28 protein-coding genes and 1 other annotated feature are annotated in these 23,918 nt (G+C 40.2%); of the genes, 25 read left to right on the forward strand and 3 right to left on the reverse strand.

Going from position 1 to position 23,918, the window contains the following annotated elements; translation table 11 throughout:
• The first annotated feature begins 159 nt into the window (after nucleotides 1-159).
• From MHH33_RS07565 to mtnN, 13 genes are all read left to right on the forward strand, one after another.
• Nucleotides 160-810: an HAD family hydrolase gene (locus MHH33_RS07565; protein WP_342543741.1), complete on the forward strand. Its 651-nt coding sequence runs from the start codon at nucleotides 160-162 to the stop codon at nucleotides 808-810.
• Nucleotides 811-925: 115 nt separating this feature from the next.
• Nucleotides 926-1,134, forward strand: a binding site (T-box leader).
• Nucleotides 1,135-1,401: 267 nt separating this feature from the next.
• Entirely contained in the window at nucleotides 1,402-4,029 is a 2,628-nt protein-coding gene (alaS, locus tag MHH33_RS07570; protein ID WP_342543433.1) for an alanine--tRNA ligase, read from the forward strand.
• Between the two features lie 90 nt (nucleotides 4,030-4,119).
• Nucleotides 4,120-4,386 (forward strand): IreB family regulatory phosphoprotein, encoded by a 267-nt coding sequence (locus MHH33_RS07575; RefSeq protein ID WP_016426845.1) that lies wholly within the window; start codon nucleotides 4,120-4,122, stop codon nucleotides 4,384-4,386.
• Nucleotides 4,387-4,389: 3 nt separating this feature from the next.
• Nucleotides 4,390-4,815: a Holliday junction resolvase RuvX gene (gene ruvX, locus MHH33_RS07580; protein ID WP_016426846.1), complete on the forward strand. Its 426-nt coding sequence runs from the start codon at nucleotides 4,390-4,392 to the stop codon at nucleotides 4,813-4,815.
• Between the two features lie 6 nt (nucleotides 4,816-4,821).
• The gene (locus MHH33_RS07585) at nucleotides 4,822-5,115 is read left to right on the forward strand and encodes a DUF1292 domain-containing protein (RefSeq protein WP_016426847.1); all 294 of its coding nucleotides are present in this window, start codon (nucleotides 4,822-4,824) and stop codon (nucleotides 5,113-5,115) included.
• A 421-nt stretch (nucleotides 5,116-5,536) separates the two neighbouring features.
• Nucleotides 5,537-6,655 (forward strand): endolytic transglycosylase MltG, encoded by a 1,119-nt coding sequence (gene mltG, locus MHH33_RS07590; protein ID WP_016426848.1) that lies wholly within the window; start codon nucleotides 5,537-5,539, stop codon nucleotides 6,653-6,655.
• Nucleotides 6,656-6,768: 113 nt separating this feature from the next.
• On the forward strand, nucleotides 6,769-7,404 hold the full coding sequence (locus MHH33_RS07595; RefSeq protein ID WP_342543434.1) for an O-methyltransferase: 636 nt from the start codon (nucleotides 6,769-6,771) through the stop codon (nucleotides 7,402-7,404).
• 5 nt (nucleotides 7,405-7,409) lie between these two features.
• Entirely contained in the window at nucleotides 7,410-8,339 is a 930-nt protein-coding gene (locus tag MHH33_RS07600) for a peptidase U32 family protein (protein ID WP_342543435.1), read from the forward strand.
• A 17-nt stretch (nucleotides 8,340-8,356) separates the two neighbouring features.
• The gene (locus MHH33_RS07605; RefSeq protein WP_342543436.1) at nucleotides 8,357-9,634 is read left to right on the forward strand and encodes a U32 family peptidase; all 1,278 of its coding nucleotides are present in this window, start codon (nucleotides 8,357-8,359) and stop codon (nucleotides 9,632-9,634) included.
• The gene (gene udk, locus MHH33_RS07610; protein WP_016426852.1) at nucleotides 9,631-10,269 is read left to right on the forward strand and encodes a uridine kinase; all 639 of its coding nucleotides are present in this window, start codon (nucleotides 9,631-9,633) and stop codon (nucleotides 10,267-10,269) included. Before MHH33_RS07605 ends, udk begins: the two co-directional genes overlap by 4 nt.
• Nucleotides 10,270-10,378: 109 nt before the next feature.
• Entirely contained in the window at nucleotides 10,379-10,855 is a 477-nt protein-coding gene (gene greA / locus MHH33_RS07615; RefSeq protein WP_016426853.1) for a transcription elongation factor GreA, read from the forward strand.
• Between the two features lie 269 nt (nucleotides 10,856-11,124).
• Nucleotides 11,125-11,820, forward strand: coding sequence for a YrrS family protein (locus MHH33_RS07620; RefSeq protein WP_342543437.1), 696 nt, complete (start codon nucleotides 11,125-11,127; stop codon nucleotides 11,818-11,820).
• A 118-nt stretch (nucleotides 11,821-11,938) separates the two neighbouring features.
• The gene (gene mtnN / locus MHH33_RS07625) at nucleotides 11,939-12,631 is read left to right on the forward strand and encodes a 5'-methylthioadenosine/S-adenosylhomocysteine nucleosidase (RefSeq protein ID WP_342543439.1); all 693 of its coding nucleotides are present in this window, start codon (nucleotides 11,939-11,941) and stop codon (nucleotides 12,629-12,631) included.
• A 13-nt stretch (nucleotides 12,632-12,644) separates the two neighbouring features.
• On the opposite strand, the gene sigK is transcribed toward mtnN, so the two are convergent.
• Nucleotides 12,645-13,394, reverse strand: coding sequence for an RNA polymerase sporulation sigma factor SigK (gene sigK / locus MHH33_RS07630; RefSeq protein ID WP_016426856.1), 750 nt, complete (start codon nucleotides 13,392-13,394; stop codon nucleotides 12,645-12,647).
• An 85-nt stretch (nucleotides 13,395-13,479) separates the two neighbouring features.
• Nucleotides 13,480-14,019 carry a CDP-diacylglycerol--serine O-phosphatidyltransferase gene (gene pssA, locus MHH33_RS07635; protein ID WP_016426857.1) on the reverse strand — a complete coding sequence of 180 codons (540 nt, stop codon included), beginning with the start codon at nucleotides 14,017-14,019 and terminating at the stop codon, nucleotides 13,480-13,482.
• A 91-nt stretch (nucleotides 14,020-14,110) separates the two neighbouring features.
• Here pssA and MHH33_RS07640 point away from each other — a divergent pair, with 91 nt between their 5' ends.
• From MHH33_RS07640 to MHH33_RS07695, 12 genes are all read left to right on the forward strand, one after another.
• A complete protein-coding gene (locus MHH33_RS07640; RefSeq protein ID WP_342543440.1) occupies nucleotides 14,111-14,893 on the forward strand; it encodes a phosphatidylserine decarboxylase in 783 nt (260 codons plus the stop codon).
• 37 nt (nucleotides 14,894-14,930) lie between these two features.
• Nucleotides 14,931-15,452, forward strand: coding sequence for a YqeG family HAD IIIA-type phosphatase (locus tag MHH33_RS07645; protein WP_342543441.1), 522 nt, complete (start codon nucleotides 14,931-14,933; stop codon nucleotides 15,450-15,452).
• Nucleotides 15,449-16,552, forward strand: coding sequence for a ribosome biogenesis GTPase YqeH (gene yqeH, locus MHH33_RS07650; RefSeq protein ID WP_342543442.1), 1,104 nt, complete (start codon nucleotides 15,449-15,451; stop codon nucleotides 16,550-16,552). The genes MHH33_RS07645 and yqeH overlap by 4 nt, the downstream gene beginning before the upstream one ends.
• A 12-nt stretch (nucleotides 16,553-16,564) precedes the next feature.
• Nucleotides 16,565-17,407, forward strand: coding sequence for a shikimate dehydrogenase (aroE, locus tag MHH33_RS07655; protein ID WP_342543443.1), 843 nt, complete (start codon nucleotides 16,565-16,567; stop codon nucleotides 17,405-17,407).
• Nucleotides 17,394-17,693 (forward strand): ribosome assembly RNA-binding protein YhbY, encoded by a 300-nt coding sequence (yhbY, locus tag MHH33_RS07660; RefSeq protein WP_269925208.1) that lies wholly within the window; start codon nucleotides 17,394-17,396, stop codon nucleotides 17,691-17,693. The genes aroE and yhbY overlap by 14 nt, the downstream gene beginning before the upstream one ends.
• A 2-nt stretch (nucleotides 17,694-17,695) precedes the next feature.
• Nucleotides 17,696-18,262 carry a nicotinate-nucleotide adenylyltransferase gene (locus MHH33_RS07665; RefSeq protein ID WP_342543444.1) on the forward strand — a complete coding sequence of 189 codons (567 nt, stop codon included), beginning with the start codon at nucleotides 17,696-17,698 and terminating at the stop codon, nucleotides 18,260-18,262.
• A complete protein-coding gene (gene yqeK / locus MHH33_RS07670; RefSeq protein WP_342543445.1) occupies nucleotides 18,255-18,824 on the forward strand; it encodes a bis(5'-nucleosyl)-tetraphosphatase (symmetrical) YqeK in 570 nt (189 codons plus the stop codon). The genes MHH33_RS07665 and yqeK overlap by 8 nt, the downstream gene beginning before the upstream one ends.
• The gene (gene rsfS, locus MHH33_RS07675; RefSeq protein ID WP_342543446.1) at nucleotides 18,825-19,175 is read left to right on the forward strand and encodes a ribosome silencing factor; all 351 of its coding nucleotides are present in this window, start codon (nucleotides 18,825-18,827) and stop codon (nucleotides 19,173-19,175) included.
• The gene (locus MHH33_RS07680) at nucleotides 19,175-19,912 is read left to right on the forward strand and encodes a class I SAM-dependent methyltransferase (RefSeq protein ID WP_342543447.1); all 738 of its coding nucleotides are present in this window, start codon (nucleotides 19,175-19,177) and stop codon (nucleotides 19,910-19,912) included. The genes rsfS and MHH33_RS07680 overlap by 1 nt, the downstream gene beginning before the upstream one ends.
• A 116-nt stretch (nucleotides 19,913-20,028) precedes the next feature.
• Nucleotides 20,029-20,658 (forward strand): helix-hairpin-helix domain-containing protein, encoded by a 630-nt coding sequence (locus MHH33_RS07685; protein ID WP_342543448.1) that lies wholly within the window; start codon nucleotides 20,029-20,031, stop codon nucleotides 20,656-20,658.
• A 73-nt stretch (nucleotides 20,659-20,731) separates the two neighbouring features.
• Entirely contained in the window at nucleotides 20,732-21,313 is a 582-nt protein-coding gene (locus MHH33_RS07690) for a ComE operon protein 2 (RefSeq protein ID WP_016426868.1), read from the forward strand.
• 23 nt (nucleotides 21,314-21,336) lie between these two features.
• A complete protein-coding gene (locus MHH33_RS07695) occupies nucleotides 21,337-23,610 on the forward strand; it encodes a DNA internalization-related competence protein ComEC/Rec2 (RefSeq protein ID WP_342543449.1) in 2,274 nt (757 codons plus the stop codon).
• Nucleotides 23,611-23,627: 17 nt separating this feature from the next.
• Here MHH33_RS07695 and MHH33_RS07700 read toward each other — a convergent pair whose 3' ends face one another.
• On the reverse strand, nucleotides 23,628-23,762 hold the full coding sequence (locus tag MHH33_RS07700; RefSeq protein ID WP_016426870.1) for a YqzM family protein: 135 nt from the start codon (nucleotides 23,760-23,762) through the stop codon (nucleotides 23,628-23,630).
• Nucleotides 23,763-23,918: the final 156 nt, after the last annotated feature.

The following is a 23,918-nucleotide window of genomic DNA, read 5'->3' on the forward strand; positions in this document are numbered from 1 at the left end:
TTTCTGTTTCTGTTTCTGCATCGCTACGCTAGCTTCGAAACATGAAAGTGCGTTGCATCAATTGGAAAGTTTACATACCTAAGCCTTTTTATTTTATAAGTCAATTTAGATAAACATCAATTAGCCGAGAAAATAAAATCTTAAAAGAGGGTGTGCATGATGATAAAAGCAGTTATTTTCGATTTTGATGGGCTGATTATTGATACAGAGACGGTATGGTTTGAAGCGTATAAGGCAGCGTTGTATCAATTCGAGGTGAATTTGACCATTGAACAGTTTGCGTTAGTGATTGGTACTGATGATACTGTATTGGATAAATATATTGTGGACAATATAAAAGAGTTGTCCACTATTTCTGAGGTCAGAGAATTGGCATCCCAACGATTTCATGAAAAGATTGGTCAGCCAATTTTAAGAGACGGTGTAGAAGATTATTTAATTGCAGCTAAAGAAGCGAGCCTTAAAATAGGATTGGCTTCCAGTTCAAAAAGAAGTTGGGTAGAAAATTATTTAACTCAGCTTGGTATTCTTCATTATTTTGAAGTAATCAAGACGAGTGATGATGTTTCAACTGTTAAACCAGATCCAGAACTTTATCTGCAAGCCATTGAATCATTGGGTGTGAAACCAGAGGAAGCTGTCGCTTTTGAGGATTCATTGAACGGTTTGAAGGCAGCACGTGCGGCAGGTTTGAAATGTGTGATTTTCCCAAATCCGGTAACAACCAATTTAGTGTTTGAAGATTACAATCTTAGGTTGTCTTCGATGGCAGATCAATCTTTGGATCTCCTTCTGAAAGAGTTACTATAGAAATAACAGCCTTACCTCTCGTCAAGATGAAAATATTAAAATTGAGTAAATTGCATGCACTTAATAAAAGTCAATTGACACATGCGTAATTGTTTTTTATAATTCTAACAAATGAATGAAAACGTTGATGGAGAAAGTACATTTGAGAAGCTTGCAAAAGAAAGAGGTTCCTTGGCTGAAAGAACCTTCAAGTGGATGTTATGGAAAGCTACTCCTGAGTGCAGCTAATCACTGCCGTAAGCCGCGTTAAGGCATAATCGAGAGACAGCAAATTCGTTTGCTGTAACTAGGGTGGTACCGCGAATTGAAGCCTTCGTCCCTTTTTTAGGGATGAGGGCTTTTTCTATTGTCTAAGCTTTAAGGACCAGCTCTTCCCCGTAGCGCCAGCAGGCTTCTTGACTCACGACTCAAAAGGTCGGTGTCTAGTTTTACAGGCCAATCCGCTCTTAAGCTTCACATCTTCATTCGAAAACGCGTTTTCGGATTCAGATGCTCCAGCACCAGAGTCGGATTAGAGCAGCCTGTTCAACATTTCATGGTGTCAAGCTGAATCAGCGCTTTATGCTTTTAAAATTGAAGGAGGAATATTTGATGAAAACTGCAGCAGAAATCCGTCGCATGTATTTAGACTTTTTCATTGAAAAAGGTCATGCACTAGAACCAAGTGCACCACTTGTACCAATTAACGATAACTCACTACTTTGGATCAACAGTGGTGTGGCAACGTTGAAGAAATATTTTGATGGACGTGTAATTCCTGACAATCCACGCATCACGAATGCACAAAAATCAATTCGTACGAATGACATTGAAAATGTCGGTAAAACAGCTCGTCATCATACATTCTTTGAAATGTTAGGAAACTTCTCGATCGGTGAATACTTTAAAAAAGAAGCGATTCACTGGGCTTGGGAATTTCTAACGGATAAGAAATGGATCGGATTTGACCCGGAATTATTATCGATTACAGTTCACCCGGAGGATGAAGAAGCATACGTAATCTGGCGCGACGAAATCGGAATTCCAGAAGCTCGCATCATCCGCTTAGAAGGGAACTTCTGGGATATCGGAGAAGGTCCAAGTGGTCCAAACTCGGAAATTTTCTACGACCGTGGCGAGAACTATGGCAACGATATGACGGATCCGGAAATGTACCCAGGCGGAGAAAACGACCGTTACTTGGAAATCTGGAACTTGGTGTTCTCTGAATTCAACCATAACCCAGATCACACGTATACGCCGCTTCCAAAACAAAACATCGATACGGGTATGGGTCTTGAACGTATGGCATGTGTTGTGCAAAATGTACCAACGAACTTCGATACAGATCTATTCATGCCGATCATTCGAAAAACCGAAGAAGTATCGGGTAAAACGTATGGCAATGGTGGTGCAGATGATTTAGCGTTTAAAGTCATTGCAGACCATACACGTACGGTTGCTTTTGCAATTGGTGACGGCGCACTTCCTTCAAATGAAGGCCGGGGCTATGTATTACGTCGATTATTACGCCGTGCAGTACGTTTTGGTAAAAATCTAGGAATTGACCGTCCATTCATGTTCAACCTAGTACCGATTATTGGCGAAATCATGAAAGATTTCTATCCAGAAGTCGAAGCGAAACAAGAGTTCATTATGCGCGTTATTAAAAATGAAGAAGAGCGCTTCCACGAGACATTACAAGACGGCCTTGGCATTTTGTCTAATGTTATTTCAACGCAGCAAGCAGCTGGACTGTCAATCATTCCAGGAAGCGATGCTTTCCGTTTGTACGACACATACGGTTTCCCTGTCGAGTTGACGGAAGAATATGCAGAAGAAGTAGGCATGACCGTTGACCATGAAGGCTTCAAAGCTTCACTGGAAGCTCAGCGTACACGTGCTCGTTCAGCTCGTAAAGATGTTGATTCCATGCAGGTGCAGTCAGAAGTATTAGGGAATATTAAAGAAGAAAGTCAATTTATTGGTTACGATACAATGGCCGTTTCTTCAAAAGTTCTGGTTATTGTAAAAGATGGAGAGCTTGTCAAGCTTGCACAAGAAGGCGATGAAGTAAAAGTCGTACTTGACCAAACGCCTTTCTATGCAGAAAGTGGCGGACAGATTGCCGATCACGGAACAATTGAAAATGATTTATTCAAAGGATTTGTGAAAGATGTCCAAAAAGCACCAAATGGTCAAAATCTTCATACCGTAGTGATTGAATCAGGAGAGCTTTCAGTTGAAGCTGACGTAACAGCAACAGTCGATCAGACAATGCGCAAATCAACGGTCAAAAACCATACAGCGACACATTTATTACATCAAGCGTTAAAAGATGTGCTTGGGACACATGTTAATCAAGCAGGTTCTTACGTTGGTCCTGATCGCTTACGTTTTGACTTCTCTCATTTCGGTCAAGTAACAAAAGAAGAATTGTTAACTATTGAACAACAAGTGAACGAGAAAATTTGGGAAGACATTCAAGTAGTTACAGGCTATCATGGTATCGATGAAGCGAAACAAATGGGTGCGATGGCACTGTTCGGTGAAAAATATGGCGATATCGTACGAGTCGTTTCAATTGATCAATACTCACTTGAACTTTGTGGTGGATGTCACGTAAGCAATACTTCACAAATCGGCTTCTTCAAGTTAGTAAGTGAAAGCGGAATTGGCGCAGGTACACGTCGTATCGAAGCAGTTACAGGCAAAGCCGCATACCAGCTTGTTAAAGAAGAAGAGAGTATCCTAGAAGAAGCAGCTGCAGCTTTGAAAGCAAATATAAAAGATGTAGTGGCTCGCGTTCAAGGCTTACAACAGGAACTTCGCCAAGTTCAACGTGAAAATGAATCATTATCAGCAAAAATTGCAAATAGCCAAGCATCTTCGATTTTGGAGAAGGCTCAGCAAATTGATGGTGTAACGGTATTGTCTGCACGTGTTCAAGCAAAAGACAACAACCAACTGCGTCAAATGATGGATGATTTAAAAACGAAGATGAATGAAGCGGTTATCGTCCTTGGAGCTTCAGAAGGCGACAAGGTAATGTTAATTGCTGGTGTCACAAGTGATTTATCAGGTGGAAAATATCATGCTGGAAATATCGTAAGAGTTGTTGCCGAACAGTGCGACGGCAAAGGTGGCGGTCGTCCCGATATGGCAATGGCTGGTGCGAAAGATTCGTCGAAACTTGATGGAGCTTTACAATCTGTGTATGATTATGTCAAATCCGTTTAATAAAAAGTTGAAATCGGTTATACTTAACAAGTAACAAAAATATGCTTGTACAAGACAATCAGATTTTACTCCGAAAGCGAGGTGCTGATCATGAGTTCATTTGACAAGACAATGAAGTTTAATTTTCCGGAAGAGTCCATGGAACAAGAAGTGAAGCAAGTTATGCTTCATGTCCATTCGGCGCTTGAAGAGAAAGGGTATAACCCAATCAATCAAATTGTCGGCTACTTACTTTCGGGTGATCCGGCATATATTCCTCGCCACCAGGATGCACGAAATTTAATCCGTAAGCTTGAACGTGATGAAATCTTAGAAGAACTTGTAAAGTTCTACATCAAGAAGAATAACGAGGCATAAGTTATGAGAGTAATGGGCTTGGACGTTGGGACGAAAACAGTTGGTGTTGCAATCAGTGACGCTTTCGGTTGGACCGCCCAAGGGATCGAAACCATCAAAATTGATGAAGCAAATGAAAAATTCGGATTGGAACGTATTGCCGAGTTGATGAAGTTGCACGAAGTATCATCGTTTGTGGTAGGATATCCGAAAAACATGAACAATTCGATTGGACCACGTGCCGAAGCTTCTGAACGCTACGCGGAATTATTGCGTCAAACGTTTGAAAAACCCGTTTATCTTTGGGATGAACGCTTAACGACATCCGCTGCGGAAAAAATGCTTATCAGTGCTGACGTCAGTCGGAAAAAACGTAAAGAAGTCATTGATAAAATGGCTGCAGTTATGATTTTACAAGGCTATCTAGATAGTCAATCTATTAAGAGGTGATTACCCATGGACCACGGACAACAAAATATTACAGTTGTAGATGACAACGGTAACGAACAACTATGTGAAGTACTATTTACATTTGAATCAGAAGAATTCAGCAAATCTTACGTTCTTTACTACCCATTGGGTGCTGAAGAAGACGAGAACGAAGAAATTGAAATTCATGCTTCTGCTTTCACACCATCTGAAGACGGTAAAGACGGCGAATTAATGCCGATCGAGTCAGACGAAGAGTGGGCAATGATCGAAGAAATGTTAAACACTTTCTTGGAAGAGGAAGAAGAAGACGAAGAATAGAAATTATTTCAAAACACAGCATGTTTCCCTTATGGGACAGGCTGTGTTTTTTTATTTGTTCAGTTAGCTAAACTGTTGCAAACAAGACGCCTTGCATGCAAAGGAACGAAGGTTAAAAACGCCACGTCCTACTCCTGCGGTAACTCTTCGCAAAAAAAAAATTGTGACAACACCTTCATGACCCACTTCATGTGGGCCTAAGCGTGAAGAATGAGACCCACAAGTATGTGGTTTTCATACTTGTTAGCTCATGCTGAACATGTGGCTAGCGCAAAATTACGATAGTAGAGTTAGAAATGAAAGTACGAAACATATTAGTAGAGAAAGCGTTCCTATTAGGCAGAATGATGAATATACATTCTGCCTTTTTCTTTTGTCTAAATATCTTGTATAATAAATGTCAGATAGAGGGGGGTAACCCGTGGAAAACGAAACAAAAAAAGATATTATGTTTAATCGTATGAAAGAAAAGAAAAAAGAAGTGAAAATTGTCAGACGTATCGTGCTTGCAATTGTTCTTATTGTATTGATTGGTGGAGGAATAACTGCTTACAGTGGATACAAATATGTAAAAAGCGCATTGCAGCCAGTTGATGAAAAGTCGGAAGAAATCATTCCAGTCAAAGTCGAAATTGGTTCGAACCTCGATTCGATTGCAGCGCTACTCGAAAAAAAAGGAATCATTAAAGATGCGCGGATCTTCAAATATTATGCGAAGTTCAATAATGAATCAGATTTCCAAGCGGGTGATTATGGCCTTAGCAAATCTATGACATTAGACGAATTAATCGAGAGTTTGAAAACTGGTAAAGTATACAGAGAACCAGTCTTCTCGATGACGATTCCAGAAGGACGCACCCTGGAAGAAATAGCTGCGAGAGTTGAAGAAAAAACATCGTATACGTCGAAGGAGTTTATGGACCTGGTGACAAACCCGGATTTCATTGATCAAATGATTGGCAAATACCCAACCATTTTATCAGATGAAATTAAAGGGCCAGATTTACGCCACGCATTGGAAGGCTATTTATTCCCAGCGACCTATGCGTATTATGAAGAAAAACCTTCATTGGAATCCATCGTAGATCAGATGTTGAAAAAGACAGCGAACGTCTTAACACCTTACACAGAAGTCCTTGCAGAGAAGCAAAAGTCTGTACACTGGTTGATGACATTTGCCTCATTGCTTGAAGAAGAAGCGACAGCTGATACTGACCGTGAAATGATTGCAAGTGTTTTCAATAACCGTATGAAAGAGAAAATGCCTTTACAAACAGACCCAACAGTTCTATATGCACTTGGTGAACATAAGGACCGAGTATTATATAATGATTTAGAAATTGATCATCCATACAATACGTATAAAATTCAAGGATTGCCTCCAGGTCCGATTTCTAATCCTGGAACCCAGTCCATTGAAGCCGTACTGAATGCACCGGAATCCGAGAACTTTTATTTCCTTGCTGATAAAGAAGGAGTCAATCATTTCTCGAAAACGTATGACGAGCATTTAGCAAAAATTGAACAATATTTACGTTAATCGTGACAAGATTGTCACCATTATCACTGAAAGAAGGGAAGGCTATCGCTTTCCTTCTTTTTTTATGATAAGATGGGGTGTAATTTTTGTGCGTTAAAGGAGTTAAACTGGACATGAAAACTTCACAATCCTACATTACTTCACATATTAAGCAACGCCCTGTTTTACTGTCGAATATGGAACAATTCGCTAAAGAACAACATATTCCAATCATGGAAATTGTGGCGATTGAATCACTTCTTCAATTTCTTCGACTGCAACAGCCGAAATCCATCTTGGAAATCGGTTCGGCCATTGGGTATTCAGCCATTCGCATGGCTTTGGCTCTACCTGAAACAGTCATGACGACAATTGAAAAAGATGAGGGTCGTTTTCAATTGGCTTCTACCTACATAAAACAGGCTGAATTGACCGAACGAATTCAACTTTTACACGGCGATGCACTGGAAATCGATATAAACCATTTTAAACTTGGTCAGTATGATGCGCTATTCATTGATGCTGCAAAAGGTCAATATCAACGATTTTTTGACAAGTATTCACCACTCGTTCCTAGCGGTGGTGTTATTTATTGTGATAACATGCTGATGCACGGTTTTACGGAAATTGATATTCAAGATGTGCCTAGAAGAAAACGAACGATGGTCCGTAATTTGCAACAGTTTACGACCTGGCTGATGAATCACGAAGAATATGAAACATCATTCCTGCCTATTGGTGATGGCATTACGATTAGTATAAAGAGGTGACTCGCTTGAAAAAACCAGAATTACTTGTAACTCCGCAGTCTGTAGAACATTTACAACAATTGATAGACGCTGGAGCAGACGCATTTTTAATTGGGGAACAACGATTTGGTCTGCGATTAGCAGGTGAGTTTACAATTGGTGATATTGAAAAATCAGTTACACTCGCTCATGCTGCGAACAAAAAAGTATATGTGGCAATGAACGCGCTCTATCATAATGAGCGTGTCGAAGCATTAGGTCCATACATGGAACAACTGGCTACATTCGGAGTGGATGGCATTACGTTCGGTGATCCAGCTGTTGTCATGGCGAAACGTGAAACAGGTATCGAAATTCCACTTCACTGGAATACCGAAACGACTGCAACAAACTGGTTCACTGCTAACTATTGGGGGAAACGCGGTGCCAATCGAGCTGTGCTGGCGAGAGAGTTAAGCATGGAAGAAGTCATTGAAATTAAAGAAAACGCAGAAGTTGCTGTAGAAGTGCAAGTTCATGGTATGACTTGTATGTTCCAATCGAAGCGTTCATTGCTTGGAAACTATTTCTTGTATCAAGACAAAGCGATGGAAATTGAAAATCGTGCGAACAACAAAAACATGTTTTTACATGATAAAGAACGCCACAATAAATATCCGATTTATGAGGATGCTAACGGGACGCATATTTTTAGTCCAAACGACATGTGTATCATTGATGAGTTGAACGAGCTCATTGATGCTGGTGTTGATTCGTTTAAAATTGATGGTGTATTGCAAGAGGTAGACTATGTAACGAAAGTGACTAGTCTTTATCGTCAAGCGATTGATGCGTATATGGTCTCACCAGAAACGTACGATCAAATTAAAGATGAATTATTAACGGAAATTGAAGAAATGCAACCGTCACTTCGACCACTCGATACCGGCTTCTTCTTCAAAGAAACCGTGTATTAAGGAAGGGGAGAATCAGCATGGCATTACTTCAACATGACCGAATTAGTGAAATCATTGATGGCAAACGCGTCATTGTTAAAAAGCCAGAACTCCTTGCTCCTGCAGGAGATCTTGAAAAGCTGAAAATCGCTGTTCATTACGGTGCGGACGCTGTGTTTATTGGTGGCCGTGAATTTGGACTTCGTTCAAATGCAGGTAACTTTTCAATAGATGAAATGCGACAAGCAGTTGAGTTTGCGAACGGCTATGGTGCGAAAATTTATGTCACGACAAACATTTTTGCACATAACGAAAATATGTATGGTTTGGCAACATACTTAAAAGATATTGAATCAGCAGGTGTGACAGGCATTATCGTCGCAGATCCATTAATTATCGAAACATGTCGTCAAGAAGCGCCTAAGCTCGAAATTCATTTAAGTACACAACAATCTTTATCAAACTGGAAAGCAGTTCAATACTGGAAAGATGAAGGTTTGCACCGCGTTGTTCTTGCCCGTGAAACGAGCGGCGACGAAATTCAGGAAATGAAAGAAAAAGTCGATATAGAAATCGAAGCTTTCATTCACGGAGCTATGTGTATCGCTTATAGTGGCCGCTGTACGTTGTCGAATCATATGACAGCACGTGACTCAAACCGTGGTGGATGTTGCCAGTCCTGTCGATGGGATTACGATTTGTACGAAGTAAACGAAGGCGAACAGCAACCTTTATTCAGTGAGGGTGACGCGCCATTTGCCATGAGTCCAAAAGACTTGAAACTAGTCGAATCCATCCCACGTATGATTGAACTTGGCATCGATTCACTGAAAATTGAAGGTCGCATGAAATCGATTCATTACGTAGCTACCGTTGTCAGTGTCTACCGTAAAGTAATCGATGCGTATTGCGCAGATCCCGAGAACTTTGTGATAAAACGCGAATGGCTTGAAGAACTCGAAAAATGCGCGAACCGTGATACGGCAACTGCTTTCTTTGAAGGTGAACCAACATATGAAGAGCAAATGTATGGTGTCCATGGCAGAAAGACAACGACAGATTTTATAGGTCTTGTTCTGGATTATAATGAAGAAACAAAAATGGTCACATTGCAACAACGGAATTACTTTACAAAAGGGCAAGAAGTGGAATTCTTCGGCCCAGATATTGAAAATTTCCGGATGACCATTACAGAATTATGGGATGAAAAAGGAATGGAATTGGATGTTGCACGCCATCCGTTGCAAATCGTTCGTTTCAAATCCGACACCCCTTTAAGACCAAATAACATGATGAGAAAGGAGCTTGTACGATGACATTTAAGCGCCCGCTTGTTATTGGTATTGCTGGTGGCTCTGGTTCAGGGAAAACAAGTGTTACCAAGGCAATTTATGACGTTTACAAAGAAAAATCCGTAGTCGTAATCGAACAAGATTATTATTATAAAGATCAAAGCCATCTAAAATTTGAAGAGCGACTTGCTACAAACTATGATCATCCTTTGGCTTTCGATACAGATTTGTTAATTGAACATATTCATCAACTTTTGAATCGTAAAGCAATCGAAAAACCTGTGTATGATTATGCAGTTCACACTCGTGCAGACGAAACGATTGTAATTGAGCCACAGGATGTTATTATATTGGAAGGTATTTTGGTTCTCGAAGATGAGCGCTTACGAGATTTGATGGACATCAAATTGTTTGTCGATACGGACTCGGATTTACGCATCATTCGTCGTATAATGCGCGACATCAATGAACGGGGCCGTTCCATCGAATCGGTTGTGGAACAGTATTTATCTGTCGTACGTCCGATGCATAACCAATTTATCGAACCGACGAAAAGATATGCAGATATCATTATTCCAGAAGGTGGCCAAAACCAGGTTGCCATTGATTTAATGGTTACAAAAATTAAAACAATTCTTGAATCTGATATCATTGTGTAATATGATATTGAAAGACTGACAAAATTATCTAATTACTTAGCCGCATATTTATAAGATGCGAGTCATAGTATTTTTATTAGTTAGCAAGTAGTTGAAGGAGTGAAATACATTGTCAACAGAAAAACAATACCCTATGACTGCTGCTGGAAAGCAGAAATTAGCGGACGAACTAGAATTCTTGAAAACGGTTAAACGTAAAGAGGTTGTTGAACGTATTAAAATTGCACGTAGTTTCGGTGACTTATCCGAGAACTCTGAGTATGATTCTGCTAAAGAAGACCAAGCATTCGTTGAAGGACGTATCTCAACTTTAGAATCAATGATTCGCAATGCGGTCATTATTGCAGAAGACGAGCAAAATAACGACATCGTATCCCTTGGGAAAACGGTTTCCTTTATTGAAGTTCCAGACGGAGAAGAAGAAACATACACTATCGTTGGTTCAGCTGAAGCAGATCCAATGGAAGGTTTGATTTCAAATGATTCTCCAATCGCGAAAAGCTTAATTGGCCGTTCGGTTGGAGATCAAGTAAAAGTATTGACTCCTGGCGGCGAAATGGACGTCAAGATTGTATCAATCAATTAATAATCAAAATCCACTCCTGCATCTTGGGAGTGGATTTTTGTTTTTTCGGGGAATAGTAAAATTAGGAGATAATTGTTAGTTGCTCCGAAACTGAGGAACTTTATCTAAAAACTATTAAAACTGCTCCCAAATCACCAAAATTGCTCCAAAACATCTCTACGCCAAAAAATCAGCCGAAACCTTATCCAAATGAAACATTTCCTTAACACATTCGTCTAATTTGTAATCAACATTTATGTTATCATGCTGTATATAAGGGGGAGTACGCATTGGCAAATACACAGCGTCGATATACCTCGAGAAGTAATCGGCCAAAAAAACCAAGCACGAACACAATATTAAATGCACTTATAGGGATCGTCATTGTCCTTATTATCATTACTGCCGGATTTATTTTCATCGGAAATGACGATGAACCTGAAAAAGCTGACAGCACGAAAGACACCGAGTCTGCAGAAACGGCAGATGGCTCAGAAGCTGAAGAAGATGTTGATCCTGAAGACCAAATCGGTTCTGAACCAATTGCAGAAGAAGAGGCAACAGAAGACAGCGAATCATCTGAAGAAGAAGCTACTGAGGAAGAATCTACAACAACTGAAGATTCAACAACTGGTGGCACCGTAACTTCTACACCGTCTGATGATCCACTCGTTTCTGAACGAATCGTTAACACGGGCTGGAAGCCGGTAGGCACATCACAAACTGGCGAACATACATCTGTATATACCGAGGGGCATGTGGACTGGGATGAGAAACTAAAAGCAATGGCATATACAACAGGCTTAGCTGCGGACAATATGATTGTATGGCGTATTGAAAACGGGGGAAGTCCTCAGAAATCCATTGGGGTTGTATCCTCAAATGATAAAAAAGAAAAATATCGTGTGTATTTAGAGTGGGTGGACGGTGAAGGCTGGAAACCTGAAAAAATGGAGACTTTGAAAACATTGGACGGCGCCTATTGACTTTCGGCGCCGCTTTTATTATTTTAAGGGAAGTGTTTTTGCTCGAGACTAAATACGAAGCTTGTTCGAAAGTACATGTATCCAATGATTTATCAAACAGAAAAGAGGCGGAAACTATATGAAATTAGCAGTAATTGGCGCAATGGAACAAGAAGTTGAAGCGTTACGTTCGGCAATTGAAAATCCACAAACAACGGTTATCGCAAATAGTGAATTTACTGAAGGTACATATGCAGGGCATGACGTTGTGCTGCTGCGAAGCGGTATCGGTAAAGTAAACGCAGCCATGTCAACGACCATTTTACTTCAACATTTCAAACCGGATGCTGTAATCAATACAGGTTCAGCTGGTGGCTTTGATGCAGAACTAGAAGTGGGAGCAGTCGTTATTTCGGATGAAGTACGTCACCACGATGTGGATGTAACAGCTTTCGGCTATGAAATGGGACAAGTACCACAGCTTCCTGCAGCTTTCACAACAGACGCTAAGCTTCGTAAGCTTGCGGAAGAGGCAGTGGAAGAAATAGGCCAACATCAATATGCAACGGGCCTAATTGCTACAGGAGATTCATTCATGAACGATCCTGTGCGTGTTGAAAGCGTGCGTAATCATTTCCCTCACATGAAGGCGGCTGAAATGGAAGCGGCTGCTGTAGCGCAAGTGTGCCACCAATTCGACGTACCATTTGTTGTGATTCGTGCACTGTCTGATATTGCAGGGAAGGAATCATCCATCAGTTTTGATGAATTCTTGCCTACAGCTGCAAAACATTCGACACAAATCGTTTTACATGTAATTAGTAAATTATAAGCAAGTTTCCGTGTTAAAATAGAGATTGATTGTTGGAGGCTCTTTCGATATCCAGTGAATCGAGAGAGTTTTTTTCATGTTTAAACAATTGATACAACTTTACGAGTGCTCGCTTTTCGATGCGGGAAACGTAACTTCTTGAAATATTCAATTGCTTGGCGATTTGTTTTTGAGTCATTGGTTCAAATTGATGTAACCCATATCTACGCTCAATAATTTCAATTTCGCGTTTCTCCAATTTGTCCAAGTGCCGGTAAAGTCTTGCCATCTGTTCTTTTTGTTCCAGTGTTTGTTGTGCAGTGTCTTCGTCAGTTTGCAGGAGATCTGTAATTTGGAGTGAATGGCCATCTTTATCCGTGCCAATCGGTTCGTAGAGAGAGACATCTTTTTGGACTTTTTTCTGGGAACGTAAATGCATGAGAATTTCATTTTCTATGCAGCGGGCGGCGTATGTCGCGAGGCGGGTCTTTTTATCTGGTGTATAACTTGCTACGGCTTTCATTAAACCGATTGTACCGATCGAAATATAGTCATCGAGTTGTTCATGCTTTGGATGGAATTTTTTGACGATATGTGCAACGAGTCGCATATTCCGTTCAATTAATTCGTGTTTGGCTTCTTCATCACCGGCTAAGCAACGCTCTACATATATGGCTTCTTCTTCTTGGGATAGGGGCTTTCTAAATGCCTGACCTTTCAGGTAACCTAGGACTGCCGGAATTTCAATCCATAATTGCAGGACGGCAGACAATAAACCACTCATGCTGATGAGCACCTCCATGTCGTCTTTTGTCACTATATGTTAACGACATAAAAAGCATGAAAAAAACGACCACAATTTGCGGTCGTTACACTTTTTTCAAAGTAAAAGTACTAATCATCAATACAGCCAAAATGAGCACGAGGAACATATAAAAAACTGGTGAAAACAGGGACAATCCAAAATAAGAAAGCGTCAGTATAGTACCGGCAGCAGTAATTGGGAGACCAGTAAAGTAGCCATTCGAATCCATTATATTGAAACGTGCCAAACGAAAAGCTCCGCTGGCAATATAAATGATGGTGATGACCATTCCGGCTGTTCCAAATTCAAATAAATCAACCATGTATATGAGAATCGCTGGGGCAACGCCGAATGAGATGATATCGCTCATGGAATCGAGTTGTTTTCCGAGTTCCGATTCTTGACCTAATTTACGAGCAACCATCCCGTCGAAACGATCCAGTAATGCTGCGATAAATATAAACAGAACACTATAGCTATATGATTCGTTTAATGTGGTCATTATGGAAGCACCACCAAAAGATAAATTCCCGATGGTGATCATATTTGCTGCATGTGCTTTCATTTTTTTGATTGTGTGATCCACTCGATGCATTAAAAACAATGGACGACACTCCTTCTTGTGTAAAGTATTAGTTCATTATACTTCTTTCAACTAAAAAAAGGTAGAACATATTTAGAAGAGGTGGGATAACGTGAAACAGAAAGTTTACCAAACGCTTATTGAATTGACGAATGGCAAATGGTCTTCCGTGGCAATCCAGAAATTCGCCAAATCTTCTTGGAGTCGAAAAGTGATTCCATCTTATATACGTACATACGGAATACAGATGCAGGAAGTTTCACAAACTATCGAATCATTTCCGACATTGCATGACTTTTTCATCCGAAAAATTGATGCACAGCACCGTCCCATTGCAGAAGGAGATATGGAAGTGGGAAGTCCTGTTGATGCAAAAGTTGAATCCATTGGGCAAATATCATCCACTGGAACATTTTTAGTGAAGGAAAAGTCGTATACCCTAACGGACCTGCTTGGAAATGTTGACCTTGCCTCACAATATGTTGGCGGGACTTATATGGTATTGTATTTAAGCCCTGCTGATTATCATCGAATTCATAGTCCGGTTAATGGACATGTTAAAAAACAAATGACACTTGGGAAAAAATCATACCCTGTGAATCAGGCCGGATTGTCTTATGGAAAAACCCCAATTAGCGGAAACTATCGACAAGTCACGCATTTGGTTTGTTCAAATCAAAAAAACTGTGCAGTTATCAGTGTGGGTGCCATGTTTGTAAACTCAATTGAAATGACCAATACATCACGGGATTGGATAAAAGGCGAGGAAATAGGGTATTTCACGTTTGGTTCCACGGTTGTATTACTATTTGGAAAAGATGCTTTTCAAAAGGATTCGTCATTGACACCCGGCAGTCGGGTGCGAGTGGGTGAGAAAATCGGGAGTATGTTATAATCATTAGAGAAAAATAGGTTGAACGGAGTGTGTCACGGTGTATAAAAAATTTTTACCGAGCGAATTTGTGAAAAGTGTATTCGACATTTCGCCACAACGATTGCTTGATAAAGGAATTCGAGGAATCATAACGGATCTGGATAACACGTTAGTTGAATGGGACCGTCCTGATGCGACACCCAAACTTGTGAGCTGGCTAAAGAGTATGAAAGACGCAGGAATTCAAGTGACGATTGTTTCGAATAATAACGAGATGCGAGTGAAATCATTTGCAGATCCACTTGGCATTCCTTTCATTTATAAAGCACGTAAACCGATGGGCAAAGCATTTCGTAAAGCACTTCAACAAATGGATGTTAAACGTGAAGAAGTGGTAGTAATCGGCGATCAGCTCCTGACGGATGTTGTCGGAGGAAATCGCATCCATTTACATACGATTTTAGTATTGCCTGTAGCAAAATCGGACGGATTTTTCACGCGTTTCAATCGATTGGTTGAAAGACGAATTTTCAAGTCGTTAAAAAGAAGAGGCTATGTAACTTGGGAGGAAGAAGTTTGACAACTATACCAACTTGTATCGGATGCGGTACTCAAATACAAACAGTAGATCTAAAGGAACCTGGATATGCACCACAATCATCACTGGAAAAAGAAGTGATTATTTGCCAGCGTTGTTTCCGTTTGAAAAATTACAATGAATTGCAGCCTGTGTCATTAACGGATGATGATTTCCTTCGTATTTTGAACAGTCTTGGCAATGAACAAGGTCTGATCGTGAAAATCGTCGATATTTTCGATTTCAACGGAAGCTGGTTACCAGGTTTGCACCGTTTTGTAGGAAACAATCCAATCTTACTGGTTGCGAATAAAGTGGATCTATTGCCGAAATCAGTGAAAAAACATCGCGTCATACAGTGGTTGCAGCAGGAAGCGAAGAAATTGGGATTGAAGCCTGTCGATGTCATGTTAGTCAGTGCCCATAAAGGAACTGGAATGGTGGAAGCGATGGAAGCAATAGATCGTCTTCGTGAAGGCAAAAATGCGTATGTAGTTGGTTGTACGAATGTTGGAAAATCAACTTTCATCAACCGTATCATCAAGCAGGTGACAGGTGAAAAAGAAGTGATTACAACTTCACATTTCCCTGGAACAACACTTGATTTAATTGAAATTCCATTGGATGACAATCAATCACTTTATGATACGCCAGGTATTATCAATCATCATCAAATGGCGCATTTCCTTGACTCATCTGAACTAAAATGGATAACACCTAAAAAAGAAATCAAACCGAAAATTTTCCAGTTAAATTCAGGACAAACCTTATTCCTTGGAGGCCTTGCAAGATTTGACTTCATTCAAGGAGAACGTTCGTCGTTTACGGTTCATATATCGAATGATTTAAATATTCACCGTACGAAACTTGAGAATGCTGATGCTTTGTATGCGGAACATTTAGGTGGAATGCTTGCACCGCCTTCTGCCGAATTTAAAGAGAATTTCCCGCCACTTGTACGACACGAGTTTTCTGTTAAAGCAGGTAAGACGGATATCGTGTTCTCCGGATTGGGCTGGATTACTGTTAACCAACCGAACGTGGTCATTGCAGCATATGCTCCTAAAGGAGTAGAAATTCAAGTTCGTCCATCATTGATTTAGGGGGCGACTGACATGAAAAAATGGTACGCGGTCATTGGGGATCCCATTTCTCATTCGATGTCGCCAAGCATGCACAGCAAGTGGTTTGCCGATTTATCCATCGATGCCACTTATATTCCTGTGCATGTAAAGAAAGACAAGCTAGTTAATGCCGTCGAGTCACTTAAATGTTTAGGAGTGAGTGGTTGGAACGTAACCATTCCACATAAAGAAGCCATCGTCCCACTGCTGGATCATATTGATACGACAGCGGCCTTAATGGGCGCAGTCAATACGGTAGTGGTGGAAGAGGATGGTTCACTGACAGGATATAACACGGATGGCATCGGCTTTGTCAATTCGCTTGAAGAAGCGATGGGTGCAAATCTTAAAGATGTGCCCATCTTAATTATTGGTGCTGGTGGCGCTGCAAGAGGGATAGCCTTCGCACTGAAAGCTCAAGGATATGTCCATATTTCCTGCGCAAACCGTACAATCGAATCTGCGGAACGATTAATTAATGATATAGATGGTGATCGTGCGATGTCACTTTCACAAGCTGAATCACAACTTGCACTGTTTCAAATCATTATCCAGACAACGCCTGCAGGCATGAAAACATCTAAAGTGGACAAGCCAATGTCACTTGAAAATGTAACATCTTCAGCAATTGTTGCGGATATTGTGTATAATCCATTATTGACGCCTTTTTTGGCGGAAGCAAAAGATCGAGGAGCACGTTGTTTAAATGGCGTTGGGATGTTTGTACATCAAGGAGCATTCTCATTTCAAAAGTGGACAAATCGCAAACCTGATACGAAACAAACGATAAAGCAAGTCGAGCAAACACTAGGAGGTCCACATGTTAACAGGTAAACAAAAACGTTTTTTACGTAGTCAAGCACATCATTTAAGCCCTATTTTCCAAGTTGGAAAAGGCGGAGTGAATGAACATATGCTGAAACAAATTCAAGAAGCTTTAGAAGTTCGTGAACTGATTAAAATTAGTATTCTGCAAAATTGTGAAGACGATAAGCAAGAAGTAGCTGAGCAATTAGCAAAGGGAACAAAAGCAGAACTTGTTCAGTTAATCGGCTTGACTGTCGTATTATACAAAGCTTCTAAAAACAACAAAAAAATCGAATTGCCGACAAGAGGCTAACGATGAAAAAAGTGTGCATTTTTGGTGGAACATTCAATCCTCCACATATTGGACATTTAATCATGGCAAATGAAGTGTTTCATGCACTGGATTTCGATGAACTTCGATTCATGCCGAACGCTAAGCCTCCACATAAAGAAGCATCGCATCTGGCAACTGGTGAACAAAGACTGCAAATGCTGCAGCTTGCCACCAAGCCATTTTCTTATTTTCAAGTGGAGCCTCTTGAGATTGCAAGAGGTGGCTTATCGTATACGTTTGATACGATGACAGAATTGACATCCCGTGAACCTCAAACACATTTCAGTTTTCTGATTGGTGCTGATATGATTTCTTCTTTGGACAAGTGGTATAAAATTGATGACCTGGTCGAAAAGGTCCGATTAATCGGTGTACGGCGTCCAGGTTATGATGAACGCTCTGATTATCCAGTGACGTTAATCGATGCACCGTTGATTGATTTATCCTCCACTGCGCTACGCAACCGGTTCAAAGAAGGAAAAGATGTATCATTGTTAATTCCAGAAAATGTACAAACTTATATTCGTCAGGAGAAATTGTATGAATAGAGATGATTTGATAAATGCTATACGTACGCGGATGCCTGAGAAACGAGTTGTGCATACTTTAGGAGTAATGGATACAGCTATTCGATTAGCGAATGTGTATGGCGTATCTGAAAAAGATGCAGAGCTTGCGGCAATTTTACATGATGTCGTGAAATTTGCGGATAGGGAATGGATGAAACAAACCATTATCGATCAACAGATGGATCCAACCCTCTTGAATTTTCATCATGAATTGTGGCATGCCCCAGTCGGTGCAATTGTCGCTCAGCAGGAATTTGGAGTGTCAAATCAGGATGTATTGAACGCGATTTGCTACCATACTACTGGCCGTGCAAACATGACGGATCTTGAAAAAATAATTTATTGTGCCGATATGATAGAACCGAATCGTCAATTCACTGGAGTTGAAGATTTAAGACAACAGGATGAACTGGGACTGAACGCGTTAATGAAAGCTTGTGTCCAACGTTCGATTCAATTTTTATTGCAAAAAAATCAACCGGTATATCCGGATTCCATTCATTGTTATAATGATTTGGTTACACGAAAGGAAAATGACTGAATGACAGTTCCAACTTTACTAGAGGTTGCTTATAAAGCAGCAGATGACAAACGTGCAGAAGATATCGTCGTATTGAATATGAAAGGTGTATCTTTGCTTGCCGATTACTTTATTATTTGTCACGCAAATTCTGACCGTCAAGTGCAGGCAATTGCAAAAGAAATGGCAGAACAGGCAGGCCAATCCGGTTTTGATGTAAAACGTTTAGAAGGCTATGACGCAGCTCGTTGGGTATTAGTGGACATGGGCGACGTAGTTGCGCATGTATTCCATAAAGATGAACGTGCATTTTATAACTTGGAACGTTTATGGGGAGATGCACCAATCATCTCTGTAGACTTAGAAGCGTAATGACTAGCTATAAAGAGTTTGCACACATTTATGATGCATTAATGACGGATATTCCTTACGACAAATATGTCGAAAAGGTTATTTCGAATGTTGAAAATGTGAAAGGTAAATCTTTATTAGATATTGGGTGTGGAACTGGAGTCCTGTCTGCGAAATTTGCAGAACAGGGTTTTCTTGTTCAAGCCGTCGATTTGTCTGAGGAAATGCTGGCAATTGCAGCTGACCGCTTTCAAAAGCAGGGGATATCTATTCCGTTATTTCATGTCTCTATGACTGATTTGGACGGATTCGAAGAAATTGATGTAGCTGTTCTATCGATTGATTCGTTAAATTACCTGGAAGAGGAAGCGCAAGTTCTTCAGACGTTGCATGGCATTCATGAATCGCTCGCAGCAGGTGGACAACTGTTCTTTGATGTTCATTCTGTTTATAAAATGGATGTATTATTTTTAGACGGTCCATTTACATATGAAGATGAGGACGTTGCATATATCTGGCACACGGAACCAGGCGAGTATCCACACTCTGTTTATCATGATTTAACTTTCTTTATGAAAAATAAGATCGGTTCATACGACCGTTTTGAAGAAAGTCATTTTCAACGTTCTTATGATGTAAAAGAATATCTATCATTCTTGCAGCAAGCAGGATTTTCGGAAATTAAGGTAACTGCAGACTGGGCGAATGAGTCACCTGAAGAAAACAGTGAACGAATCTTTTTCCACGCCATTAAATAGTTTCCATTGCTTTTCACATAAGACTTTCCAATAATGAGCAATTCGTTTATAGTATGGATAACTCCATAAGAATTGCTCCCTGTAGGAAAGGATGACCCAATCTGATTCTTGCATGGATGAAAAAACATACGAATAAAGCAGTGCTTGTAAGTGCAGGTATTATTTTATTTGTAGTACTGTTTAAACCTTTTTCAAACGAGCAGGCGCCCCCACTTGCCGATACGCTCGAAACCATTCAAACCCCCATCCCAAATACAATTCCAACTGAAGAACTGAACGAATCGGAAGAACCTGACATCGAAATAAATGAAGTGGTTGTCGTTGATGTAAAAGGACAAGTCCTGACACCTGGCGTTTATACATTAACTCATGGAAGTCGTGTATTGGATGCCATTCAGCTTGCAGGAGGCATGTTGCCATCCGCTGATGAAAAAGCATTGAACTTGGCTGCGAAACTGACCGATGAAATGGTGATTTATGTACCATTGATTGGCGAAAAGGACGTAGCGACAACTATTTCGACAACACCAGATTCAACTAGAGAAAAATCTACTATTATTAATATCAATACTGCCGATGAAATGACCTTAATGACACTTTCAGGTATCGGTCCTTCCAAGGCGAAGGCAATTCTTGCATACCGGGAAGAAAAAGGACTTTTTCAATCGATTGAAGACTTAAAAGAAGTTTCTGGAATCGGAGATCAAACTTTTGAGCAACTGAAAGATTTCATTTCGGTTAAATAAAACCATATTCAATTGACGATTCAAACGTGTTCCTACTAAACTAGATAAGAGTTTACAATCAGGGGGCGTTTTTATGGAGCGAATAACATGGGACCAATTCTTTATGGCACAAAGTCATTTACTGGCGCTTAGAAGCACATGTACAAGATTAGCGGTAGGTGCAACGATTGTACGGGATAAGCGAATCATGGCAGGTGGATATAACGGATCAATTTCCGGTGGCGATCATTGCATCGATCAAGGATGTTACGTTGTGGATCATCATTGTGTCCGTACAATTCATGCAGAAATGAATGCCTTGTTGCAATGTTCAAAATACGGCATATCAACTAATGAAGCGGATTTGTACGTGACTCATTTCCCTTGCCTTCCTTGCACAAAATCAATTATTCAGTCAGGAATCCGACGTTTATATTACGCGAAAGATTATAAAAACAGTGAATATGCCATTCAATTACTTGCCCAGTCAAATATTGAAGTCGTGCATGTATCTTTCGATGAACGGAAAATTGATTTCTTAAGCGATCAGAAAATCACTTTGTATTTGGACATGCTTCATAAGTTAAGAGAGAAGGGTGTTCCTGCAGAAGAACTGGCTTCATATGAAGCGCAGGTGAATGAGTTATTTGGCAAAACCATTGGAACCAACGCCTAATCTATATTGCCGTCGCAGCCATAGTGTCAACCAGCGCGGCAATCGGCTCCATCCAACTTCTTTTTTTACATGCCCCACTTATTCTATTATTTGTACGTAATCGATTTAAGATATTCTTTTTATTAAGTTATGTAGCAGTGGCTATTTTTTTCTTTTTGCATGCACAAGACAAATTGACGCATGATTCACATGAAGTCGCTCAAGAAGATGTTTATACCTGGACTTCGATTCATACAATAAAAGGCTCCAAATTAAGAGGATTCGCAATATCTGAGGGAAAACAAAAATGGTATATTGTGTATACTTTTGATTCAGAAGAAGAGAAAATCAAATTCTTGAATCAGTCGTTGACAGATGCAGTATTCAAGATAACGGGACAAATAACACCTGTCCCAATGCCAGCCCATGAGTATGCGTTTGATATGCAAACCTACTTAACAAGCCATGGGGCAACAGGGATGTTGTCGGCTAGCACAATGGTACAGGTTTCTCAGCCAGATGGAATAATCGGCTGGATTGCCAATCAGCGATTTCTCATGGAAAAGCATATAGACAAGCATTTTCCACTTTCACTTCAAGCAGAAGCCAAAGCACTTTTACTTGGCTTAAGAGATGACGTTGACCCAAAGGAGAATCGCGCCTATCAAATACTTGGCATCACGCATTTGTTTGCCATTTCGGGTCTTCATGTAGCGTTTCTGACATATATCTTTTATCAATCCCTTCTTAGATTGTCCATTCGTAAAGAAGTCGCCGTATGGTGTTTAATCGTCTGTTTGCCAGTCTATGCATGTTTAGTTGGTGGGGCTCCTTCAGTGTGGCGTGCGGTCGGTGTCGTGGAAATTCTATTACTTTCAAAGCAACTCCACAAAAGACTGGCAGTCGTTGATGCTTTCGCAATCAGTTTGCTTATTTTTATTTACCTGCAACCGGGGGTATTACTCCAGGTAGGATTTCAATTGTCTTATGGAGCCGCCACGGTATTGCTTTTTTCTTCCCCATTTCTACAAGCACAAACAAATGTTTTCAAGCAATCTTTTTGGATTACTTTTCTCTGTCAAATTGGGGTTGCACCAATCCTTCTCTATCACTTTTACGAAATTTCTCTTTCCTCTTTTGTAGTCAATCTTTTGTTTGTGCCACTCTTTTCCGTCATTATTTTACCGTTTAATTTAGTGCTGTTTAGTTTATCGTTTTTCTTCCTTTCTTTAACCGATTTCCTGTTCATTTTGTATGAACCGTTAAGAATGGCTTTGACGAGTTTCATTCTAAAACTAGCCTCCATTCCACATCAGCTGTGGAATCCAGGCAAACTATCGAACTGGCAGATGGTTGTGGCCTTTATTGGTGTGGTCGCTACTTTTTTTGTTCTGGAGCTTCAACACGCTAAGAAAAGACTCATTTTGACATTAGGTTTGCCGATTGCCATCATTCAAGGTTCTTCTTATTTCGATTCAGCGATTGAAGTGTCATTCCTTAACGTCGGGCAAGGGGATGCAACCCTTATTGAACTTCCGCATCGACAAGGGGTCATTCTGGTTGATTCGGGAGGATTATTGAGGTTTGATCAAGCAGCTTGGAAACTATCAGGCACACCATTTGAAATAGGAAGGGAAGTAATTGTACCTTTCTTGAAAGGAAGAGGCATTCAAACAATTGATACGTTTATTTGGACACATGCGGATAGTGATCACATTGAAGGCGCCGAAGAAATATTGGAGGAAGTGAAGGTAAAAGAAGTCCATGTGACACCTGGCGCTATTGCTGAAAATACATTGCAACACGCGGTACAAACTGCTTTGGCTATGAAAATACCGATTAAAGAACAAATGACGGGAAGTGGATTCCGAATAAGGAATACACAGTTTACTTATGTATCGCCACAGGATACTACGTATGAAGGAAATGATGATTCGCTCGTACTATACTTGAAACATGATTTGTTTACAGCGTTGTTTACAGGAGATTTAGAACAGGATGGGGAAGAGGATTTACTGAAGGTTTATGGAGGAATACAAAATATCAACCTATTAAAAGCAGGACATCATGGTAGTAAAACTTCCAGTTCTGAAGCGTTTTTACAAAAGCTACAACCACGGCTCACCATTTTTTCAGCAGGTCAAAACAACCGTTACGGGCATCCAAATCATGAAGTGGTCGAAAGGTTCAAGGAATTACAATTACCGACTATGACAACAGCGGAAGTTGGCACTATTCATGTCCGTTATGAAAAGGAAGCAATGACCGTGCGGACGTCATTCGAAAAAAACATAAAAAAAAGAGACCTTTCACAATGAGAAGTCTCTTTTTTTGCTTATTTTGTAATGAAGTCAATTACAGTCGCAATGGTGAAAATCGCTGCAAAGAAAACAAAAGATACAACGAAACCAATACCCGAGTCAACCACATCGTTACGTCTGGTTTGGACATTCTTTTCAAATTCGTTCATTGCTACCCCTCCTAATTCAAATTAATTATAAGTGATTGCTTCGAAAAAATCTATAAACAACAAGTTTTTTTCCGTGATTTCAGCTGAATGACACATTTTGTTCAAACACCAGTGAATTTCGATTTGATGTATAATGGAAATGAAGTGTGTAAGAGG

Origin of the sequence: Paenisporosarcina sp. FSL H8-0542, assembly GCF_038632915.1 — a bacterium.
In the GTDB taxonomy this organism is placed as follows: Bacteria; Bacillota; Bacilli; order Bacillales_A; family Planococcaceae; genus Paenisporosarcina.

What these genes read in the sequence shown, in the direction of transcription:
- MHH33_RS07585 (WP_016426847.1), top strand. Translation starts at nt 4,822, where the DNA reads ATGGACCACGGACAACAAAATATTACAGTTGTAGATGACAACGGTAAC.
- yqeK (WP_342543445.1), top strand. Translation starts at nt 18,255, where the DNA reads ATGAATAGAGATGATTTGATAAATGCTATACGTACGCGGATGCCTGAG.
- MHH33_RS07685 (WP_342543448.1), top strand. Translation starts at nt 20,029, where the DNA reads ATGAAAAAACATACGAATAAAGCAGTGCTTGTAAGTGCAGGTATTATT.
- sigK (WP_016426856.1), bottom strand. Translation starts at nt 13,394, where the DNA reads ATGAGTGGTTTATTGTCTGCCGTCCTGCAATTATGGATTGAAATTCCG.
- MHH33_RS07700 (WP_016426870.1), bottom strand. Translation starts at nt 23,762, where the DNA reads ATGAACGAATTTGAAAAGAATGTCCAAACCAGACGTAACGATGTGGTT.
- alaS (WP_342543433.1), top strand. Translation starts at nt 1,402, where the DNA reads ATGAAAACTGCAGCAGAAATCCGTCGCATGTATTTAGACTTTTTCATT.
- MHH33_RS07665 (WP_342543444.1), top strand. Translation starts at nt 17,696, where the DNA reads ATGAAAAAAGTGTGCATTTTTGGTGGAACATTCAATCCTCCACATATT.
- MHH33_RS07575 (WP_016426845.1), top strand. Translation starts at nt 4,120, where the DNA reads ATGAGTTCATTTGACAAGACAATGAAGTTTAATTTTCCGGAAGAGTCC.
- MHH33_RS07680 (WP_342543447.1), top strand. Translation starts at nt 19,175, where the DNA reads ATGACTAGCTATAAAGAGTTTGCACACATTTATGATGCATTAATGACG.
- mtnN (WP_342543439.1), top strand. Translation starts at nt 11,939, where the DNA reads ATGAAATTAGCAGTAATTGGCGCAATGGAACAAGAAGTTGAAGCGTTA.
- MHH33_RS07605 (WP_342543436.1), top strand. Translation starts at nt 8,357, where the DNA reads ATGGCATTACTTCAACATGACCGAATTAGTGAAATCATTGATGGCAAA.
- rsfS (WP_342543446.1), top strand. Translation starts at nt 18,825, where the DNA reads ATGACAGTTCCAACTTTACTAGAGGTTGCTTATAAAGCAGCAGATGAC.
- MHH33_RS07690 (WP_016426868.1), top strand. Translation starts at nt 20,732, where the DNA reads ATGGAGCGAATAACATGGGACCAATTCTTTATGGCACAAAGTCATTTA.
- ruvX (WP_016426846.1), top strand. Translation starts at nt 4,390, where the DNA reads ATGAGAGTAATGGGCTTGGACGTTGGGACGAAAACAGTTGGTGTTGCA.
- MHH33_RS07565 (WP_342543741.1), top strand. Translation starts at nt 160, where the DNA reads ATGATAAAAGCAGTTATTTTCGATTTTGATGGGCTGATTATTGATACA.
- aroE (WP_342543443.1), top strand. Translation starts at nt 16,565, where the DNA reads ATGAAAAAATGGTACGCGGTCATTGGGGATCCCATTTCTCATTCGATG.
- yhbY (WP_269925208.1), top strand. Translation starts at nt 17,394, where the DNA reads ATGTTAACAGGTAAACAAAAACGTTTTTTACGTAGTCAAGCACATCAT.
- MHH33_RS07595 (WP_342543434.1), top strand. Translation starts at nt 6,769, where the DNA reads ATGAAAACTTCACAATCCTACATTACTTCACATATTAAGCAACGCCCT.
- udk (WP_016426852.1), top strand. Translation starts at nt 9,631, where the DNA reads ATGACATTTAAGCGCCCGCTTGTTATTGGTATTGCTGGTGGCTCTGGT.